This window comes from Stenotrophomonas sp. FSL W7-1447 (genome assembly GCF_037966425.1).
In the GTDB taxonomy this organism is placed as follows: Bacteria; Pseudomonadota; Gammaproteobacteria; order Xanthomonadales; family Xanthomonadaceae; genus Stenotrophomonas; species Stenotrophomonas pavanii.
Window position 1 is genome coordinate 817,059 of record NZ_CP150199.1, and the last position, 19,794, is coordinate 836,852.

20 protein-coding genes and 1 pseudogene are annotated in these 19,794 nt (G+C 68.3%); 10 read left to right on the forward strand and 11 right to left on the reverse strand.

Annotated elements, in window-relative coordinates; translation table 11 throughout:
- The first annotated feature begins 63 nt into the window (after positions 1-63).
- Positions 64-1,335, forward strand: a complete 1,272-nt coding sequence (locus NSQ78_RS03645) for a HAMP domain-containing sensor histidine kinase (protein ID WP_064237686.1) — start codon at positions 64-66, stop codon at positions 1,333-1,335.
- 93 nt (positions 1,336-1,428) lie between these two features.
- Here NSQ78_RS03645 and NSQ78_RS03650 read toward each other — a convergent pair whose 3' ends face one another.
- The gene (locus tag NSQ78_RS03650; protein WP_064237687.1) at positions 1,429-2,130 is read right to left on the reverse strand and encodes an SGNH/GDSL hydrolase family protein; all 702 of its coding nucleotides are present in this window, start codon (positions 2,128-2,130) and stop codon (positions 1,429-1,431) included.
- A 213-nt stretch (positions 2,131-2,343) separates the two neighbouring features.
- On the opposite strand from NSQ78_RS03650, the gene NSQ78_RS03655 reads away from it, so the two are divergent.
- The 9 genes from NSQ78_RS03655 (at position 2,344) to NSQ78_RS03695 (ending at position 9,753) form a co-directional block, all read left to right on the forward strand.
- Entirely contained in the window at positions 2,344-2,739 is a 396-nt protein-coding gene (locus tag NSQ78_RS03655; RefSeq protein ID WP_064237688.1) for a diacylglycerol kinase, read from the forward strand.
- Positions 2,740-2,772: 33 nt separating this feature from the next.
- Positions 2,773-3,522 (forward strand): TerC family protein, encoded by a 750-nt coding sequence (locus tag NSQ78_RS03660; protein ID WP_005408127.1) that lies wholly within the window; start codon positions 2,773-2,775, stop codon positions 3,520-3,522.
- Between the two features lie 229 nt (positions 3,523-3,751).
- Positions 3,752-4,912, forward strand: coding sequence for an MFS transporter (locus NSQ78_RS03665; RefSeq protein WP_053462198.1), 1,161 nt, complete (start codon positions 3,752-3,754; stop codon positions 4,910-4,912).
- A 608-nt stretch (positions 4,913-5,520) separates the two neighbouring features.
- Positions 5,521-6,141: a LemA family protein gene (locus NSQ78_RS03670; RefSeq protein WP_049404134.1), complete on the forward strand. Its 621-nt coding sequence runs from the start codon at positions 5,521-5,523 to the stop codon at positions 6,139-6,141.
- Positions 6,142-6,144: 3 nt separating this feature from the next.
- Entirely contained in the window at positions 6,145-7,032 is an 888-nt protein-coding gene (locus NSQ78_RS03675) for a TPM domain-containing protein (protein WP_064237689.1), read from the forward strand.
- On the forward strand, positions 7,032-7,526 hold the full coding sequence (locus NSQ78_RS03680; RefSeq protein WP_049470590.1) for a TPM domain-containing protein: 495 nt from the start codon (positions 7,032-7,034) through the stop codon (positions 7,524-7,526). Before NSQ78_RS03675 ends, NSQ78_RS03680 begins: the two co-directional genes overlap by 1 nt.
- Positions 7,527-7,577: 51 nt before the next feature.
- The gene (lgt, locus tag NSQ78_RS03685; protein WP_053506405.1) at positions 7,578-8,465 is read left to right on the forward strand and encodes a prolipoprotein diacylglyceryl transferase; all 888 of its coding nucleotides are present in this window, start codon (positions 7,578-7,580) and stop codon (positions 8,463-8,465) included.
- Positions 8,462-9,256 carry a thymidylate synthase gene (locus tag NSQ78_RS03690; protein ID WP_064237690.1) on the forward strand — a complete coding sequence of 265 codons (795 nt, stop codon included), beginning with the start codon at positions 8,462-8,464 and terminating at the stop codon, positions 9,254-9,256. The genes lgt and NSQ78_RS03690 overlap by 4 nt, the downstream gene beginning before the upstream one ends.
- A 5-nt stretch (positions 9,257-9,261) precedes the next feature.
- Positions 9,262-9,753: a dihydrofolate reductase gene (locus NSQ78_RS03695; protein WP_064239611.1), complete on the forward strand. Its 492-nt coding sequence runs from the start codon at positions 9,262-9,264 to the stop codon at positions 9,751-9,753.
- Between the two features lie 109 nt (positions 9,754-9,862).
- On the opposite strand, the gene NSQ78_RS03700 is transcribed toward NSQ78_RS03695, so the two are convergent.
- From NSQ78_RS03700 to NSQ78_RS03745, 10 genes and pseudogenes are all read right to left on the reverse strand, one after another.
- Positions 9,863-10,522, reverse strand: a complete 660-nt coding sequence (locus NSQ78_RS03700; RefSeq protein WP_064237691.1) for a DUF1287 domain-containing protein — start codon at positions 10,520-10,522, stop codon at positions 9,863-9,865.
- Positions 10,519-11,532, reverse strand: a complete 1,014-nt coding sequence (locus NSQ78_RS03705; protein ID WP_064237692.1) for a symmetrical bis(5'-nucleosyl)-tetraphosphatase — start codon at positions 11,530-11,532, stop codon at positions 10,519-10,521. The genes NSQ78_RS03700 and NSQ78_RS03705 overlap by 4 nt, the downstream gene beginning before the upstream one ends.
- A gap of 15 nt (positions 11,533-11,547) precedes the next feature.
- A complete protein-coding gene (gene apaG, locus NSQ78_RS03710) occupies positions 11,548-11,931 on the reverse strand; it encodes a Co2+/Mg2+ efflux protein ApaG (RefSeq protein ID WP_008268668.1) in 384 nt (127 codons plus the stop codon).
- A 13-nt stretch (positions 11,932-11,944) separates the two neighbouring features.
- Positions 11,945-12,748, reverse strand: a complete 804-nt coding sequence (gene rsmA / locus NSQ78_RS03715) for a 16S rRNA (adenine(1518)-N(6)/adenine(1519)-N(6))-dimethyltransferase RsmA (RefSeq protein WP_049470573.1) — start codon at positions 12,746-12,748, stop codon at positions 11,945-11,947.
- On the reverse strand, positions 12,745-13,725 hold the full coding sequence (gene pdxA, locus NSQ78_RS03720; protein ID WP_053506410.1) for a 4-hydroxythreonine-4-phosphate dehydrogenase PdxA: 981 nt from the start codon (positions 13,723-13,725) through the stop codon (positions 12,745-12,747). Before pdxA ends, rsmA begins: the two co-directional genes overlap by 4 nt.
- 18 nt (positions 13,726-13,743) lie before the next feature.
- Positions 13,744-15,072: pseudogene (locus NSQ78_RS03725) on the reverse strand (peptidylprolyl isomerase); the annotation flags it as partial.
- The gene (gene lptD / locus NSQ78_RS03730) at positions 15,069-17,567 is read right to left on the reverse strand and encodes an LPS-assembly protein LptD (protein ID WP_188238365.1); all 2,499 of its coding nucleotides are present in this window, start codon (positions 17,565-17,567) and stop codon (positions 15,069-15,071) included. The pseudogene NSQ78_RS03725 and the gene lptD, both read right to left, overlap by 4 nt.
- An 89-nt stretch (positions 17,568-17,656) precedes the next feature.
- Complete coding sequence (locus tag NSQ78_RS03735; RefSeq protein WP_049470560.1) at positions 17,657-18,595, reverse strand: histone deacetylase family protein; 939 nt, start codon at positions 18,593-18,595, stop codon at positions 17,657-17,659.
- Positions 18,596-18,604: 9 nt separating this feature from the next.
- Positions 18,605-19,159: a cob(I)yrinic acid a,c-diamide adenosyltransferase gene (locus NSQ78_RS03740; RefSeq protein ID WP_049470556.1), complete on the reverse strand. Its 555-nt coding sequence runs from the start codon at positions 19,157-19,159 to the stop codon at positions 18,605-18,607.
- An 8-nt stretch (positions 19,160-19,167) separates the two neighbouring features.
- On the reverse strand, positions 19,168-19,752 hold the full coding sequence (locus NSQ78_RS03745) for a hypothetical protein (protein WP_049470553.1): 585 nt from the start codon (positions 19,750-19,752) through the stop codon (positions 19,168-19,170).
- Positions 19,753-19,794: the final 42 nt, after the last annotated feature.

Below are 19,794 nucleotides of genomic sequence, written 5' to 3' on the forward strand. Positions count from 1 at the left end.
TCCGTGCACGACTACGGCGCAGCGCGCTGCCTATAATCGCAGCGCTCTGACCGGGACCCCGCAATGCCGCACGGCCTGCCGCGCAAGATCCGTATCGCCTTCATCCTGCAGGCAGTTCTGGCCAGCCTGGGCATCCTGCTCGGTGCCTGGCTGGTTTCGCTGGTGATCAAGCACAGCCTGGTCGGCGCCGCCCTGCGCGAGGAAGCGGCCTATTACTGGACGCTGCACGAAGCCTCGCCGGTACAGCCACCGCCCAACACCCAGAACATCCGCGGCTACCTGCTGGAAAGCGGGCAGTCGGCGCTGTCGTTGCCGGCCAACCTGCGCAACCTGGAGCCGGGGTTCCACGAGCTGCGCGGGGACGACCAGCTGGTACTGGTCGATGTACGTCCGGCCGGCCGCCTGTACCTGGTGTTCCTGCGTTCGCGTGCGGAGATGCTGGCGTTCTGGTTCGGCATCGTGCCGGTGCTGCTGACCCTGTTGGCGGTGTATGGCGCCAGCTGGGTCACCTACCGTGCCTCCAAGCGCCTGGTGTCGCCGGTGAACTGGCTGGCACGGCGCGTCTCGCGCTGGGACCCGGGCCACCCCGAAGCGGCCGATCTGGAGCCGAACAAGCTGCCGGCGGACATGCAGGGCGAGACCCGGCAGCTGGCGGCCGCCCTGCATTCGCTGGCCAACCGGGTCAGCGCGCACGTGGCCCGCGAGCGCAACTTCACCCGCGATGCCAGCCACGAGCTGCGCACGCCGTTGACCGTCATCCGTGTGGCCAGCGACATGGCGTTGGGCGATGAGACCCTGCAACCACGCCTGCGCCGCAGCCTGCAGCGCATCCAGCGTGCCGGCCGTGACATGGAAGCGGTGATCGATGCGTTCCTGATCCTGGCGCGCGAGGCCGATGTCGAACCGCAGATCGAGCTGTTCGATGTCAACGACATCGTCCGCTACGAGGTGGACAACGCCAACGAACTGCTGGGCAACCGGCCCGTGTCGGTGCACCTGCACAGCGAAGGCCCGGTGCAGCTGCACGCACCGCCACGGGTGCTGCAGGTGGTGGTCAGCAACCTGGTGCGCAACGCCTGCAGCTACACCGACGAAGGACGCATCGACGTGCACGTGCTCAACGATCGCGTGGTGGTGCGCGACAGCGGCATCGGCATGTCCGCCGAGGCGCTGTCGCGCGCGTTCGAGCCGTTCTACCGCGCCGTGCCGAGCCGCCCGCAGGGAACCGGCCTGGGCCTGTCGATCGTACGCAGGCTGTGTGATCGCTTCGGCTGGAAGGTCAGCCTGGCCAGCGAGCCAGGGCAGGGCACCGAGGCCACGGTGATCTTCCGCTGATCCCCCGACCCCATTGCCCGTGATTCGGTAGATCCACGCCATGCGTGGATGGGGTTGCGGTAGCGCCGGGCCATGCCCGGCGTCCGCAGTCCCTCAGTTGCAGTTGACCTTCGGCGCCAGCGCCTTGGTCCAGATCGCGTAGCCGGCCGGGGTCATGTGCAGCATGTCTTCGCGGAACAGTGTCGCATCCGGCTGGCCGTCGGCGCCGAGCATCGGCGTGTAGATGTCGGTGAAGCCGGTGTTGGGCAGCCTGGCCAGCGCAGCCTTGATCAGCGCGTTGGCTTCCTTGATCGCCGGCAGCAGGTGCGCGCGCGACGGGCTCGGCTTGATGGACAGGTATTCCACCCGGGTCTTCGGCAGGTCGCGGTGCACGCGCTGCACGAAGGCGACCACATCGTCGCGCACCTGCACGGCGCTGCGGCCGCTGTTGAGGTCGTTGTCACCGGCGTAGAAGAACACCTTGCACGGCGCATACGGCACCACGATGCGGTCGGCATACCAGGTGCTGTCGCGCACTTCCGAACCGCCGAAGCCGCGGTTGAACACCGGCTGGCCGGGGAAATCGGTGGCCAGGCTCTCCCAGAAGCGGATGGAGGAGCTGCCGATGAACTCGATGCCACCGCGCGGCGGCGGGTTCGCCTGGTCCGCGCTGGCGAAGTGGGCCATGTCGCCGGCCCAGGCCACGTTGGAGACCTGTTCGGGCACCTGCGGCGGCCTGGCCGGGCCCAGGGCCTGGGCAAGCGGTGCGGCAGTCAGCAGGCCCAGCATCAGCAGGCAGGTGTGGCGACGGGACATCAGGCGCTCCAGCAGGCAAGGGAAGACCCATCATAGGAGCACGGCGCGGCCCGGTGCTTGCCCCTGGCAGGCCATTCGCCCGGGCCGCCGGGGATAGGGCCGGCGGCCTTGTGGCAAAATGGCGGCCGTCTGCCTATTCCTGTGCACCCATGATTCCCTGCCGTGCGTCTGAGCGGTTGCTGCGCCGCGCCCCTGTTGCTGGACGTTCCACCCGTGGCTGATCAGTTCGGTCATCTGCCGCGCGGCCCTCGCCGCATCTTCCAGGCCGCCCGCTGGTCCTGGCAGGGCCTGCGGGCCGCCTGGCTGCACGAGTCGTCGTTCCGGCTGGAGGTGTACCTGCTGATCCTGCTGACGCCAGCCGCGGTCTGGCTGGGCCAGACCCCGGTCGAACGCGCGCTGCTGATCGGCTCGATGCTGCTGGTACTGGCCATGGAGCTGGCCAACTCGGCCATCGAAGCGGTCATCGAACGCTACGGCAGCGAGATCCACGAACTGGCCGGCCGTGCCAAGGACATGGGCTCGGCGGCGGTGTTCGTGCTGATGATGAACGTGCTGCTGTGCTGGGCGCTGGTCGTGGTTCCGCACGCGCTGGCCGGCAGCTACGGCTGAAACCCCATTCCCCCACTGCCTTGAAGAGTTTCCATGTCCTTTGAGTTCCTCGCCGACCCCAATGCCTGGGTGACCCTGTTCACGCTCAGCGCGCTGGAAATCGTGCTCGGCATCGACAACCTGGTGTTCATTTCCATCGCGGTCAGCAAGCTGCCGGAAGAGCGTCGTCCGTTCGCACGCAAGCTGGGCATCGCGGTGGCCTGCATCACCCGCATCGGCCTGCTGGTCTCGCTGGCCTACCTGGCGCACATGGCGGCCAACCTGTTCACCGTGGCCGGCATGGGCATCTCCATCCGCGACCTGGTGCTGATCGTCGGCGGCCTGTTCCTGATCATCAAGGGCTGCATGGAGATCAAGGAGCTGATCAGCGGCGGCGAGGATGAAGACCCCAGCACCACCAAGGCCTCGGCCGTGTTCGGTTACGTGATCGCGCAGATCGCGGTGATCGACATCGTGTTCTCGCTGGACTCGGTGATCACTGCCGTCGGCATCGCCGACCACATCCCGGTGATGGTGGCCGCCATCCTGCTGTCGGTGCTGGTGATGCTGCTGGCCGCCAACCCGCTGGGCCGCTTCATCGACGCCAACCCCACCGTGAAGATGCTGGCGCTGGCCTTCATCCTGATGATCGGCGCGGTGCTGATCCTGGACGGCCTGGACGTGCACGTGCCCAAGCCCTACATCTACGCTGCGATGGGCTTCTCGGTGCTGGTCGAGTGGCTGAACCTGCTGATGCGCCGCCGCGCCCGCGAGCACAACGTGCCGGGTGCCGGCAACTGGTAAGCACGCCACCGGCGTACACGTTTCCCCCAGAACCCCCGGCCCCGGCCGGGGGTTCTGCGTTGTGGGGGCCCCGGCTCTGCAACCGCCCAGGGGTTTTTGCACGGATGGCGGATTTGCGGGGTCCACTTGTGAATCAGGATCAACAGTGTTTTCCCGGGCCGAGGCTTAATCCGGCGCAGCAAAGCGCGCAGGCTACGCACTCCCGATTCCCGCCCCCCAGGAAACCCCCATGAATTCCAGAGCCGCCTTGCTGGCGCTTGCCGTTGGCGCCTTCGCCATCGGAACCACCGAGTTTGCCCCGATGGGCCTGCTGCCGGTCATCGCCGACGGCGTGGGGGTGTCGATCCCCACCGCCGGCATGCTGATCACCGCCTACGCCGTGGGCGTGATGCTGGGCGCGCCGGTGATGACCCTGCTGATGGGCCGTTTCGGCAAGCGCACCGCGCTGATGCTGCTGATGTCGATCTTCGTGGTCGGCAACCTGCTGTCCGCGCTGGCCCCCAACTACGGACTGCTGCTGCTGTCCCGCCTGGTCACCAGCCTCAACCACGGCGCGTTCTTCGGCATCGGTGCGGTGGTCGCCGCCAGCCTGGTGCCGAAGGAAAAGCAGGCTGCGGCCGTGGCCACCATGTTCATGGGCCTGACCATCGCCAACATCGGCGGCGTGCCCCTGGCGACCTGGGTAGGCCAGCAGCTGGGCTGGCGCCTGTCCTTCGCGGGCACTGCGGCGCTGGGCCTGATCGCGATCACTGCGTTGGGCTTCGCGCTGCCGGCGTCCGCGCCGGGACCGCGCCCCGACGTGCGCCGCGAACTGAAGGCGATCCTGCAGCCGCAGGTGCTGCTGGCGATGGCCACCACCGTGCTCGGCGCCGGTGCGATGTTCACCCTCTATACCTACGTCGCACCGGTGCTGACCGAATTGACCGGCGCCTCCAATGCCTTCATCGCGATGTCGCTGGCACTGATCGGCATCGGCTTCACCTTCGGCAACGGCATCGGCGGGCGCATGGCCGACTGGTCGCTGGATGGCGCCACCCGCATCCTGCTGGCCGTACTGGCGGTGCTGATGTTCGTGCTGCCGCTGGCCTTCATGAGCCACGCCACTGCGGCGCTGGGCGTACTGCTGTTCGGTGCGGCGACCTTCGCCCTCGTGCCGCCGCTGCAGATCCGGGTGATGCAGGTGGCCAGCGAGGCGCCGGGCCTGGCGTCGTCGATCAACGTGGGGGCGTTCAACCTGGGCAATGCGGTGGGTGCGGCGCTGGGCGGTGCGGTGATCAGCTCGGGCTTGGGCTACGCCGCGATTCCGGTGGCCGGTGGCCTGCTGGCGGCATCGGGCCTGCTGCTGGCATGGCTGGGGCGTCCGCGCACTGCGGTGGCCGAGGCCTGCTGAGGGGGGGGGGGCCGGGGGGGGGGGGGGGGGGGGGGGGGGGGGGGGGGGGGGGGGCCGGCAGGGCTTGCAGCCCTGCACCCGCTACAGGCCAAGGCAACGGCCGAAGCAACAGCAACCGCAACAGCCGGCGCTGGTTTTCTGAGGGTTGGGCGGGGCGGTGTGGGTTGGCAGGACACGCCGTGAACCCATCCATGGGGGCTCGATGGCGCCATCCATGGCGCCAACGGTCCTGCCAACCCACACCGCCCCACCTCCGACAGATTGCCGCGATCGGTCGGAACGGCGTCCCGCTCTGGCAGGTGTCGACCTTGATCGACTCGAATGCCTGAAAAACCGGCTTTTGCTTTTGATTTTTTCTTTTGATCTTCCCGCGGTGTGCAGGAAATTGTCCGTGGCCGGGAGGGTGGGTTGGCTGGGGGCGTGAGCGCCATGGATGGCGCGACCGAGCCTACATGGACGTATTCACGGCGTCCCCCAGCTAACCCACCCTCCCGGCCGATCCCGATAGCGCTTCCTTGCCAACCACCGCGGAGGGGGCGGCGCCCGATGGCCGGTCTTTCACCCGGACCATGGCATGCTCGGCGCCAAGCCCACCCGGAACCTCCGCCATGCGCCTGTTCACCCGTGTCCTGCCCCTGATGCTGCTGGCCTCCCTGCTGTCCGGCTGCGGCTACAACGCCATCCAGCAGAAGGATGAGGCGGTCAAGGCCAGCTGGTCCGAAGTGCTCAACCAGTACAAGCGCCGCGCCGATCTGGTGCCCAACCTGGTGCAGACGGTGAAGGGCTTTGCCAGCCAGGAAGAGCGTGTCCTGACCGAAGTCACCAACGCCCGTTCGCGCGTCGGCCAGATCAACGTCAACGCCGACGACGAAGCCTCGCTCAAGCAGTTCCAGCAGGCCCAGGGTGAACTCGGCAGCGCGCTGTCGCGGCTGCTGGTGGTCACCGAGAACTACCCGGTGCTGAAGTCCGACCAGAACTTCCGCGACCTGCAGGCCCAGCTGGAAGGCACCGAAAACCGCATCACGGTCGCGCGCGGCCGCTACATCCAGCAGGTGCAGGACTACAACACCTACATCCGTTCGTTCCCGCAGGTGGTCACCGCCAAGATCTTCGGCTACAAGACCAAGCCGAACTTCACGGTGGACAACGAAGCGCAGATCTCCAACGCACCAGCGGTCGATTTCGGCAACGCGCCGCAGCAGCAGCCGGCACCGCAGCCGGGCCACTGACCGATGCGCCTGGCCACCGCGCTGCTGGCCCTGCTGCTGTGGCTGCCGCTGGCAGCGCAGGCACAGCCGCTGGCGCCGATCCCTGCGCTGGACTCGCCGGTGGTCGATACCACCGGCACGCTGGACGCCACGCAGAAGCAGGCGCTGGTGCAGCAGGCGATCGAGCTGCAGCAGCGCAAGGGCAGCCAGCTGCAGCTGCTGGTGGTGCCCACGACCCAGCCGGAGGACATCGCGCAGTACACCACGCGGGTCTTCGACCAATGGCAGATCGGCCGCAAGGGCGTGGATGACGGCGTGCTGCTGGTGGTGGCCAAGGATGACCGGCGCGTGCGCATCGAGCCGGGCTACGGTCTTGAAGGCGCCATCCCCGATGCCATCGCCAACCGGGTCATCCAGGAATACCTGGTCCCGCGCTTCCGCAGCGGCGACTATGCCGGCGGCATCACCGATGCCACGGCGGTGCTGGTCAAGCTGATCGACGGCGAACCGCTGCCGGCACCGGTCAGCGGCCATCGCGGGCGCGAGCCCGGCGCTGGCGGCGACACCTGGTTCCTGGCGCTGTTCATCGGCGTGTTCGCCGGCAGCATCCTGCGCGGCGTCTTCTCGCGCGTGCCGCGTCCGCTGCGCGGCCTGCTCGGCGGCGCGGGTGCGGCGCTGGCGGCGTTCCTGTTCACTTCCACGCTGCTGGCCAGTGGCCTGGCCGGCGTGGTCGGCCTGATCGTGGCGATGCTGTCCGGGCACCCGGGCCGCTTTGCCGGCGGTGGCGGTTGGGGCGGTGGCAGCTGGGGCGGGGGAGGCGGTTTCGGCGGAGGCGGTGGATTCGGCGGCGGTGGCGGCTGGGGCGGCGGCGGTGGCCGTTCCGGTGGCGGTGGCGCTTCGGGAGGCTGGTGATGATCCAACGTCTGTTCCGCCATGCATTCTCGCCCTCGGTGCGGCGCGCGTTCCCGCCGGCCACATTGCAGGCGATCACCGAGGCCATCGCGGCCGGCGAGCAGCGCCACGGCGGGCAGGTGATGTTCGCGGTAGAAGCGGATCTGCCGCTGGCAGCGCTGTGGCACAAGGTCACCCCGCGCCAGGCCGCCGAGCAGGCGTTCGCCCGGCTGCGCACCTGGGACACCGCCCACAACAACGGGGTGCTGATCTACCTGCTGCTGGCCGACCACGCGATCGAGATCGTCGCCGATCGTGGCCTGCACGGCCGGGTCAGCCCGGCGCAGTGGCAGCGGGTCTGCACCCACCTGCGCGAGGGCCTGCGCGGCGCCCATCCGGTCGAGGCATTGCAGGATGCGATCGACGAGGTCTCCAGCCTGATCGAAGGGCACTTTCCCGCTTCGACGCGGTCAGACGATGACGGCCTGCCCAACACGCCCCAGCTCCTTGGTTGAGCCGGGGCGGCACTGGCCCGAGAATAGGCGTTCAACCGCAAGGCACCTTCCATGATCTATTTCCACGACATCGACCCCATCGCCCTTTCGCTGGGGCCGATCAAGGTGCATTGGTACGGCATCATGTACCTGCTTGGCTTCACCGCGGCCTGGCTGCTGGGCCGCACGCGCATCGCCGCGGGGCGCCTGCCGGGCGTCGATGCCAACGGATTCTCCGACCTGCTGTTCTACGCCATGCTCGGCGTGGTGCTGGGCGGCCGCATCGGCTACATGCTGTTCTACGCGCTGGGTGATTTCCTGCACAACCCGCTGCTGCTGTTCAAGGTCTGGGATGGCGGCATGAGCTTCCACGGCGGCCTGCTCGGCGTGCTGGGTGCCTGCTGGTGGTGGTCGCGCAAGCACCGTCTGCACTTCTTCGACACCATGGATTTCATGGCGCCGCTGGTGCCGCTGGGCCTGGGCTTCGGCCGCATCGGCAACTTCATCGGTGCCGAGCTGTGGGGCAAGTACACCGACGGGACCTGGGGCGTGGTGTTCCCGTCGGGCCTGCCGGCCCCGCTGAACCAGCTCGACACTGCCACCCTGCAGGCGCAGTTCGCCACCGGCGCATTGAACCCGTACGCCCGCCATCCGTCGCAGTTGTATGAAGCGTTCCTGGAAGGCCTGGTGATGTTCGTGGTGCTGTGGACGGTGTCGGCCAAGCCGCGCCACCGCTATCTGGTCGGCGGCCTGTTCGCGCTGATGTACGGCCTGTTCCGCTTCGCCGTCGAATTCGTGCGCATGCCCGACAACGGTGTCTACGTGGCCTTCGGCTGGCTGACCCGCGGCCAGATCCTGAGCCTGCCGTTGATCGCCTTCGGCCTGGTGCTGCTGGTGATGTCGCGCCGCGCGCCGGTGCTGCAGCCGCAGCCGCCGGTGGCCGCCGGGGGCAAGGCATGAAGGCCTACCTGGACCTGCTGGCGCACGTGCTCGAGCACGGCGCCGAGAAGAGTGATCGCACCGGTACCGGCACCCGCAGCGTGTTCGGCTGGCAGATGCGCTTCGACCTCAACGATGGTTTCCCGCTGGTCACCACCAAGAAACTGCACCTGCGCTCGATCATCCACGAGCTGCTGTGGTTCCTGAAGGGCGACACCAACATCGGCTACCTGAAGGACAACCAGGTGCGCATCTGGGACGAGTGGGCCGACGCGAACGGCGACCTCGGCCCGGTCTACGGCAAGCAGTGGCGCAGCTGGGCCACCGCCGACGGTCGCGAGATCGACCAGATGCAGTGGCTGGTGGACGAGATCAAGCGCAACCCCGATTCGCGCCGGCTGGTGGTCAGCGCCTGGAACGTGGGCGAGCTTTCGCAGATGGCGCTGATGCCGTGCCACAACCTGTTCCAGTTCTACGTGGTGGACGGCAAGCTCAGCTGCCAGCTGTACCAGCGCAGCGGCGACATCTTCCTCGGGGTGCCGTTCAACATCGCCAGCTACGCGCTGCTGACCCACATGGTGGCGCAGGCCACCGGCCTGGGCGTGGGCGACTTCGTGCACACCCTGGGCGATGCCCACCTGTATTCGAACCACTTCGAACAGGCGCGCGAGCAGTTGTCGCGTGAACCGCGCGCGCTGCCGACGCTGTGGTTGAACCCGGAGGTGACCGACCTGTTCGGCTTCCAGTTCGACGACATCCGCATCGACGGCTACGACCCGCACCCGGCCATCAAGGCGCCGGTGGCGGTATGAGTGCCCTGAAGCTGTCGATGATCGTGGCGCTGGACCGCAACCGTGGCATCGGCCAGGGCAATGCCATGCCCTGGCACCTGCCGGATGACTTCAAGCACTTCAAGGCGCTCACCCTGGGCAAGCCGATCCTGATGGGGCGCAAGACGGCCGAGTCGATCGGTCGCGTGCTGCCGGGGCGGACCAACCTGGTGCTGACCCGCAGCGGCCAGGTGCCGTTCGAGGGCATGCGCGCGGTGGCGTCGCTGGACGAGGCGAAGGCCATTGCCGAAGCCGAGGGCGCCCGCGAGCTGTGCATCATCGGTGGCGGCGAGATCTTCCGTCAGCTGCTGGACCAGGCCAGCGACCTGTACCTGACCTGGGTCGATGCCGAAGTCCCCGCCGATACCCATTTCCCCGAAGTGGACGTGCAGGACTGGCAGGAAGTGAGCAGCGAGCCGCACCCGGCCGACGCACGGCACGCCCATGCGTTCCGCTTCGTGCACTACGTGCGCCGCTGATCGCGGAAGCAACGAAAACACCGACGGGGTAGAGTCGACTGTCAGTCGACTATCGCGCGCAGCGCGGGGTTTTCAGGGGGCGTCAGGAGCAGTCGACTAACAGTCGACTCTACCGGGACTGTCGCTGCGGCATCCGGTAATGCCCGATGATCGCGTGCTGGAACAGCAGGTTCTCTTCGCGCGTGCCGCGCGCGATGTTGTGCAGCACCAGCGGTGTGCCATTGGCCAGGCGCCGGTCAGAAACGATGCCCACGTGCAGCAGGCCGTTGCCATTGAGCTTCCAGGCAACGATGTCGCCGGCCGCGTAGTCGGTGGCGAGGGCCGTGACCGGTTGCTGCCAGCCCTGGCGCTCGAACCAGCGCATCAGGTTCGGTACACGACGATGATCGATGTTGCGGTCCGGCCGTGACAGGCCCCAGATCGCCGGATAGGCACTGAAGCTGCCGCGCATGTCCTCATGCACGCGTGCCTGCAGGTCCAGGCCCAGATCGCGCAGGGCGCGCACCACCACGTCCGTGCACACGCCGCGATCCAGTGGCACGTCGCCGCCGGGATAGGCCAGTACCTGGTAAGCAGGATCGTAACGGGTGGTGACGCCGATCTGCGCGCGGGCTGCGGCCACCAGTGGCGGCGAAGGGGCCTGCGGCTGCGTCGGCGCATGTGCAGCACCATCCGCAGCCGTGGGAGCAGGCGGCGAGCCGGGCTGGCAGCCGCTGGCCAGGGCCAGCGTCAGCAGCACCGTCCCTGGTGCCCAGCCGCGCCGCGTCACGCCTGCGGCGGGGGACTGTTGTTGGTGGCGCCACCCGCGCCGCCCCCACGGCGGCGACGTCGGCGCGGGCCACGGCTGCCGGGGTTTGCAGCGGCGGCGTTGCCGCCGCCCTGTTCCTTGCCCTGCGTCGCAGCGCCGGGGCGCTCGTGCGCCGGTCGCGCGGGTGGGCGGGCGTTGGGCACTGGTGCCGGTACATCGCGGCCCGGGACCTGCACCACGCGCAGCTCGTCGGTATCCAGCTGGAGCGCAGTCAGCTTGCCGCCCCAGACCGCGCCAGTGTCGATGGCGTGCACGCCCTGGGTGATGGTCAGGCCCAGCGCCGACCAGTGGCCGCAGACCACCTTGAGGTCGCGCTCGACCCGGCCCGGCACTTCGAACCAGGGATACAGCCCCTGTTCCTGCGTGCCCGGCGTGCCCTTGTCCTCGATGCCGATGCGCCCGCGCGGGGTGCAGTAGCGCATGCGGGTGAGCACGTTGATGATCGCGCGCGAGCGGTCGTAGCCGGACAGGTTCGGGGCCCAGCTCGGCTTGTCGCCGTACATGTTGCGGAACAGCTTGCGGTAGCCGGCGCCATGCAGCTGCACCTCGACCTCGGCGGCATGCTTCTCGGCCATCTGCGTGGTCCACTTCGGCGCCAGGCCGGCGTGCACCATCATCCAGCCCAGCTCGCGGTCCACGTGCACCAGCTTCTGCAGGCGCAGCCAGTCCAGCAGTTCGTCGCGGTCCTCGGCCTGCACGATGCGCAGCAGGTCCGGGTTGACCTTGCGCTGTTCCTCTTCGGTACGCGAACCGACGGCCAGCAGCGAAAGATCATGGTTACCCAGCACCACCACGCTGTGCTCGCGCAGCGAGTGCACCAGCCGCAGCGTTTCCAGCGACTGCCCGCCCCGGTTGACCAGGTCGCCGCAGAACCACAGGGTGTCCTGCGCCGGGTCGAAGCGGATCTTCTCCAGCAACCGCTGGGTGACGTCATAGCAGCCCTGCAGGTCGCCGATCGCCCACACACTCATCGTTCGGCCTCCGTGTCAGTGCAGGGTGCGCGGGACGGCCAGCACGAACGGTGCGACCGGCGCGGCGAATTCGGTGCCATCGTCGGCGACCATGTCGTAGTGCCCCTGCATGGTCCCGTGATCGGTCCCCAGCATGACACCGGACGTGTAACGGAAGTCTTCACCGGGGCGCAGCCGTGGCTGCTCGCCGATCACCCCGTCGCCGTCAACGTGCTCGACACGGCCATTGGCATCGGTGATGCGCCAGTGGCGTGCGACCAGGCGTGCAGCGACCCGCCCCTGGTTGTGGATGCGGATCGTGTAGGCGAACGCGAAGCGACCGTCTTCCGGGGCGGATTGATCGTCGAGGAAGCGCGGCGCGACTTCGACGGAGATGGCATATACGTCAGCGTCTTCCATACCGGCAGTGTAATCAGGAGGCATTGGCCAAAGCGATGAATTCAGCCACGTCCAGCTGTTCGGCGCGGGCATCGGGACGCACGCCGGCGGCGATGAACTGCTCGGCGGACACCACGTTGTTCAGGGCATTGCGCAGGGTCTTGCGGCGCTGCCCGAAGGCGGCCTTGACCACCTCGGCGAAACGCTTGTGGTCGTTGATGTTGATCGTGGCCGGGTCGCGCGGCACCAGCCGCACCACGGCCGAATCGACCTTCGGCGGCGGCCGGAACGCGCCCGGCGGCACCACGAACAGCGAGGTGACCTGGCAGTAGGCCTGCAGCATCACGCTGAGGCGGCCATACACCTTGCTGCCGGGGCCAGCGGCCATGCGGTCGACCACTTCCTTCTGCAGCATGAAGTGCATGTCGCGGATCACCGCGGCATGCTCCAGCGCATGGAACAGGATGGGCGAGGAGATGTTGTAGGGCAGGTTGCCGACCAGGCGGATCGGCTGGCCGCCGGCCAGTTCGGTGAAGTCCACGCGCAGCACGTCGCGGTGGACGATGGTCAGCTCGCCCAGCGGCTCGGCGGCGGCGGTCAGTGGCGCGATCAGGTCGCGGTCGAACTCGATCACCGTCAGCTTCGGGTGCACGCGCAGCAGCGGCAGGGTGATCGCGCCCTGGCCGGGACCAATTTCAACCAGGCGGTCGCCATCTTTCGGGTTGACCGCCATCACGATCTTGTCGATGTAGTGGCGATCGGCCAGGAAATGCTGGCCAAGCTGCTTCTTGGCCGGGGCGGTGAACACCGGGCCGGAGGGGGAATGCGGGGAATTCATGCGCTCAGTGTACGTTGCCGCGCAAGCTGCGCACACAGCGTCGCTGCCGCCTGCAGGCTGGAAGGATCGGCGATGCCACGCCCCGCCAGGTCCAGCGCGGTGCCATGGTCCACCGCCACGCGAGGGTAGGGCAGGCCCAGGGTCAGGTTCACGGCCTGTTCGAACCCTGAGTACTTCAACACCGGCAGGCCCTGGTCGTGGTACATCGCCAGCACGGTGTCGAAACCGGCCAGCTTGGCCGGCAGGAAGGCGGTGTCGGCCGGCAGCGGCCCGACCAGGTCCAGGCCCTCGGCGCGCAGCCGCTGCAGCAGGGGAATGACCAGGTCCAGTTCCTCGCGGCCCAGATGGCCGTCTTCGCCGGCGTGCGGGTTCAGGCCGAGTACGGCGATGCGCGGCGCGGGCAGGCCGAACTCGCGGCGCAGTGCCGCATGCACGGTGCGCAGGGTGTGCTCCAGGCCGGGGGCGGTGATCGCATCGGCCACCTCGCGCAGCGGCAGGTGGGTGGTGGCCAGCGCCACGCGCACGATGTGATTGGCCAGCATCATGACCACCTTCACCCCGGCTTGGTCGGCCAGCAGTTCGGTGGTACCGCTGTAGGCGATGCCGCCTTCGTTGATGACTGCCTTGTGCACCGGGCCGGTCACCACACCGTGCAGTTCGCCGGATAGGCAAGCCTGGCCGGCGCCAAGCAGGGCGTCGATGACCGCGCCGGCATTGGCCGGATCGGCCTGGCCGAAGTGGCTGGGCGCAGCGTTGCGGACGGCGCGCAGGCGCAGATCGCCGGGCACGCGTGCTTCGGCGTCCTCGGGCAGCAGTTGCAGCGGCAGGTTCAGCGCGGCCGCGGCCGCGCGCAGGGTGTCCGGGTCGGCAAAGGCCAGCAGCCGGCAATCCTCACGTGGCTGCTGGACGAGGCGGACACACAGTTCCGGGCCGATCCCGGCGGGCTCGCCCGGTACCAGCGCGAGCTCGGGGCGCATCGGTCAGGACTGCGGCGGGGTGGCGGTGTTTTCCGCGCGGTCGCCGCTGCGGAAGCTGACGTAGGCTTCGCCACGCAGTTCCTGCAGGAAGCGGTTGTACTCGTCTTCCAGCTTGCGGCGGCCGATGGTCTCGCGGACCTGGGCACGCTGGTTGTCGGTGGTCACGTCGGTCTGGCGGGTCGCCACGCGCTGCACGATGTGCCAACCGGCGTCGGTGCGGAACGGCTGGCTGACGCCACCGTCCTGCAGGCCTTCGACCTGCTGGCCGAACGCCGGACCGAACGCGTCGGCCGGGAACCAGCCCAGATCACCGCCCTGGCCCTTGCTGTTGTTGTCCTCGGAGGACTCCCGGGCCACGGCCTGGAAGTCGGCACCGCCGGCAATGCGGGCACGCAGGGTGTCGATCTTGGCCTTGGCGGCGGCGTCGGTCTGGTGGTCGTCCACGCGCACCAGGATGTGGCGGCCGTGGAACTCGGTGACCGTGTGCTCACCGGTGGCGGCGCTGGCATCGCGCACTTCCACCAGCTTCAGCAGCTGGAAGCCGCTCGGGCCGCGGATCGGGCCGACCACTTCGCCGGGCTTCATCTTTTCCATCAGCTGGGCGAACGCGGTGGGGATCTCGTCCAGGCTGCGCCAGCCCAGGTCGCCGCCTTCCAGTGCGTTCGGGCTGTCCGAATAGCGCACGGCTGCAGCGTTGAAGTCCAGCTCGCCCTTGTCCAGCAGGGTCTTCACGCCATCGGCCTTCTTCTGGCCGGTGGCGATCTGGTCTGCATTGGCGCCGTCGGGCAGGGCGATCAGGATGTGCGCCAGGTGGTACTGGTTGCCCACCGTGGCCTGCTGCTTCAGCGCGGCGTCGACTTCACCCTCGCTGACGCTGATGCGGCTCTGCGCGAAGCTCTGGCGCAGGCGCTGCACGGTGATCTCGTCACGCACCGAAGCGCGGAAGTCGTTGAAGTCGATGCCGTCATGGGCCAGGCGCTGGCGCAGGGCGTCCAGGTTCGACCCGTTCTGTTGGGCGATGGAATTCATCGCCTGGTTCAGCTCCTGGTCGCTGACCCGGATGCCGCTGCCCTGGGCGCGGGCCACCTGCAGCTTGACCAGCACCAGGCGCTCGAGCACCTGGCGGCTGAGCACGTCTTCCGGCGGCAGCTGGTTTTCACGGCCGGCGTACTGCGCCTTGATGTTGGCGATCGCACGCTGGAGCTCGCTCTGCAGGATCACGTCCTCATCGACGACGGCGGCGATGCGGTCAAGCGGCTGCGCCTCCTGGGCAAGCACCTGCAGGGGGGCGGACACGCTGGACACCGCCAGCAGCGAGGCGAGAAGAACGGGGAAGCGCTTGGTCATGGGATCAGGTTCGGATCGTAGTCATCCCGGGTCGCCCCGGTGTTGCTCGGCGGCACGAGATAGAGGTCGTCGCGGTTGTAGCCGAGGATAGCACGGCGCAGGGTACGGTCCGTGTCCTGGCCCAGGGAGCTCAGACCCTTGAGCACGAACTCCAGCTGGATGGCGTTGTTCATCTCGCCTTCGCGGTTGCGGACGTAGCGGCGGGCGACCGCACGCACGGCCAGGCAGCAGCTGTCCCACTGGACGCCGGCGATGATTTCCAGCGGTTCCTTGTCCTGCAGCGAGTAGTAGTAGCGGCCGACCAGGCTCCAGCGCGCATTCAGCGGGTACAGGAACGACAGGTCGGCCTGTTCCAGCAGCGTGCGGTCATGCTTGTTGGCAGTGGCCGGCGCGCCGGAGTTGATGCGGTAACGGTAGCTGAGGTTGATCACGCCATCGTTGGGCATCAGGTATCGCGCACGGACGCTGGCCAGATCCTCGCGCTTGTACTTGGGGTCCCACTGGTAGGTGGCGCCCAGGGTCCAGCGGTCGTTGATCATGTAGTTGCCGTCGGCGATCCACGCCGACTTGCCCTTTTCCACCGGCGCACCGCCCGGGAGTGTCACCCGCGACTCGTCGAAGTACTGGATCTGGCCGATGGCGGCCGAGAACCGTTCCTTGCCGGTGTTCTGGTCGATGAAGCGGGTACCCAGTGCCAGGGTCAGCTGGTTGGCATCGTTCTGGCGATCAGCGCCGGTATACCGCGAGTCGCGGAACAGCTGGCCCCAGCTGAAGGTGAAGTCACGGGTATCGAAGATCGGCAGTTCGTCCTGGTTGCGGTACGGCGTGCGCAGGTAGAACAGGCGGGGTTCAAGGGTCTGCAGGAACGACTTGCCGCCGATCCTGGTCTCGCGATCGAAGAACAGGCCGGCATCGATGCTGCCGATCGGCAGGCTGCGGCTGGGCGAGGTGTTGCCGCGCAGCTGTTCCGGTGTGGCGGTGGCCGGGTCGATGCCCTCCGAACGCAGGATCTGGCCGCGGATGCCGTCGACGCCGTCGGCCAGCCCGCGATCCAGCTGGTAGGCCGTATAGCGGTAGGCCAGGGTCGGGGTGACGTACCAGGCTGCACCGCTGATCGGGAACGACACGTAGGGCTTCAGGTCCAGGCGTGAACCACCGCTGACATTCAGGCCCTTCGTCTTCCGATCACCATTGCGCGTGTACTGAAGGTCCGTACCGGCGCTGGCGTCGTATTTGTAGTTGATGTCGTCGTGGGTGAAGCGCACGGCTTCGGCGTAGATGCCGGTTTCCAGCCACGGCAGGACCGGTTTGTCCCAGTTGAAGTACAGGCGCGGCTGGCGGTTGTACGGCAGCGCCCCTTCATTGAGCGTGTAGTCGGTCAGCTGCCAGCGGTCGGCCATGATGCCGGCCGTCCAGTTCTTGCCGGTGCCGTACAGGCCCACGGTGCTCTGCAGGTTCGAGGCGGTCACCCCGACCAGGCGGTTGGCGAAGTCCTCGACATAGCGCTCGTCGCTGACCCAGGCCAGGTTGGCGCGTGCCTGCCACTGTTCGTTCACGTTGTGGTAGCCGCTGAACATGACGCGGCCGCGGTCGCGGTCGCGCAGCTTGTCGTTGGGGATGTAGGCGGTCAGCAGCTCGCCGCGGCCGCCGTTGTAGAGGTAGCGGAACTCGTTGTCGAGCATCAGGCCACGCCGGCTCATGTAGCGCGGCATCAGCGTGTCGTCGTAGTTCGGCGCCAGGTTCAGGTAGATCGGCTGGGTGTAGTCGAAACCGTTGCGGCCGGACATGCCCAGCTGCGGGAACAGCAGGCCGGTCTTGCGGCGGTCATCGATCGGGAACTTGAAGTACGGCGCCCACAGCACCGGCACCTTGCCGATGCGCAGCACGGCATTGCGCGCGGTGCCGAAGCCCTCGTCGTTGTCCACTTCGATCTGCGGCGCCGACAGCTTCCACACCGGCTGCGACGGGTCGCAGGTGGTGTAGGTGGAGCGGTGCATCTGGCCGACCGCACCCTGCAGGTCGACCGACTCGGCATCGCCGTTGCCGCGGCGCGACACCAGCTGGTACTTGATGTCGGTGATCTTGTGGGTATCGCTTTCCTGGTTGCCCTCGGCGCGCTTGGCGACCATGCGGATCGAGGAGTCCTGGTAGCGGACATTGCCGTCGGCGATGTAGTTGCCGCTCTCGGTATCGAAGCTCAGCTTGTCGGTGCCGACGAACTGGTCGCCCCGGCGCAGTGCCACGTTGCCTTCGTACTGGGGCACGGTGGTGGTGCCCAGCAGCTGGTCGCCCTCGATGTCGGTCGGCTGCTGCTCGCGCGCCGCGCTGGCGGCGGCCTTGTCCTGCCCGGGGACCGGGGTGGGGGCATCGGTGAACGCGGGAATCACGTCGGTAGCCGGGCACAGGCCCCAGTTGAGCGGCTTTTCATCGGCCATTGCCGGCAGGCAGATGGCGATGCTCAGAGGCAGGGGAAGCAGGCGGAGGGCTCGGCGCACGCGGTTCGGATTCGGGCGAAAACGGACGGTAGCTTGCCCCATCCCTTGCATAGGGGCAATGAAGGCGGACGGATCCCGCCGGTTCGGGTTCATCCGGCGGCGGTCCCGGCAGGGTCCGGCATCAGGGCCCGGACATGGGCCACGCTGCATTCGGCAAGGGCCTGCAGGTCGTAGCCGCCTTCTAGCATCGAGACCACCCGGCCGGCCGCATGGCGACGCGCCAGCGCATGCAGTTCGCGGGTGATCCAGGCGAAATCGTCGGTTTCCAGCATCAGGTCGGCCTGCGGGTCGCGCAGGTGGGCATCGAAGCCGGCCGAGATCAGCAGCAGCTGCGGGCGGAAGTCGTCGATGGCCGGCAGCATCTCGTCGGCCCACACATTGCGGAAGCGGAAACCGCCGCTGCCCGGGGGCAGCAGGATGTTCATCAGGTTGCCCGCACCGCGGTCGCGGCGCAGGCCGGAATTGGGGAACAGCCCGGCCTGGTGGGTGCTGTAGTAGGACACCCGGGCGTCGTGCTGGAAGATGTCCTGGGTGCCATTGCCATGGTGGACATCGAAATCGACCACGGCGATCCGCTCCAGGCCGTGGCGGTCACGGGCGTGGGCGGCGGCGATGGCGATGTTGTTGAGCAGGCAGAAGCCCATCGCCGTGCTGCTGGTGGCGTGGTGGCCCGGTGGCCGCACCGCGCAGAATGCCAGCGGGTCCCCGCCCAGCATCACCGCGTCGACCGCCGCCACGCCGGCGCCGGCGGCATGCACGGCGGCACTGGCCGAGCCGGGCGAGGTCCAGGTGTCCATGTCGAGCTGGCGCAGCGGCGCGGTCTGCGGCTGCAGCACGAAGTCGAGCAGGGCGCTGTCGTGGACGCGGGTCAGATCGCCGAACTTGGCCGGCGGCGCCTCGCGCCAGTCCAGCTGGCCGGGGAACGCGGCGTGCAGGGCGTCCAGCACATGCTGCAGGCGTTGCGGGCATTCCGGATGACCGGCGCCGGGGTCATGCAGCAGGCAGGACGGATGGGTGAAGACCAGCATCGTGCCGACTCAGCGCTGGCGCTGCTGCGGCTGCCACAGCGCTTCGCCGTGGCCATCGGCGCGGGCCAGCACCCGGGCCAGCACGAACAGCAGGTCCGACAGCCGGTTGAGGTACTGCAGCGCCTCGCTGCGCACGGCCTCGTGGCGGGCCAGGGTGACCGTCTCGCGCTCGGCGCGGCGGACGATGGTGCGGGCCAGGTGGCAGCGGGCGGCGGCCTCGCCGCCGGCCGGCAGGATGAATTCCTTCAGCATCGGCAGGCCGGCGTTGTAATGGTCCAGCTGCTGCTCCAGGGCGGACACGTCGGCGGCGTGGATCGCGGCGTGGCCGGGAATGCACAGCTCGGCGCCCAGGTCGAACAGCTGGTGCTGCAGATGCACCACCAGCGCCCGCACGTCGTCGGGCAGCGCCGTGGCCAGCAGCAGGCCGAGCGCGGCATTGGCTTCGTCGACGGTACCGTAGGACGCCACGCGGGCGTCATCCTTGGCCACGCGCTGGCCGTCGCCAAGGCCGGTGCTGCCGTCGTCGCCGGTGCGGGTGTAGATGCGCGAGAGGCGATGGCCCATGGCGTGGCTCAGTGACGGATGTCGCGGCGGGCCTGCTGGAGCTTCAGTACCTGCTCCACGGCCAGCTGCAGGGCGGCGGCCAGCGCCACGTAGATCGCCGTCGTACGCAGGTACGGCCCGAACCACTGCGCGTAGTTCTGTGCCCAGCCGGCCAGCGTCGGTTCGGCCACGTTGCGGCTGGTCCAGTAGAAGCCGCCCTGTGCCAGCAGGTGACAGACCGCCACCGAGGCCACCAGCAGCAACGTGCCCTTGGCCAGCACCGGCCAGCGTGCGCCCTGGTAGTTGCGGCCCAGCAGCATGCCGCCGGCCCACAGCGAGAAATACGCCGGCAGCAGCAGCCAGTAGCCCGGCGACACGCAGTAGTGCTGCCAGAAATCCAGGCCGCTGCTGCGGATCACGATCCAGTCCACCAGCACGGCGAACACCATCAGCAGCGGGAAGGCCCAGCGCGTCCAGGTGGCCAGGTAGAAGCCACCGATGAAGAACACGGCCCAGGAGGCATCGGGGATCGCCGCGAAGTGGTTGACCCGGGTCGCCGCCAGCACCAGCACGAGCACGGACAGGACGAAGGCGCGGTTGGCGGTGGCGGACATGGCAGCGGGCCCGGAGCGGATTCAGGTTTCATTCTAGCCCGC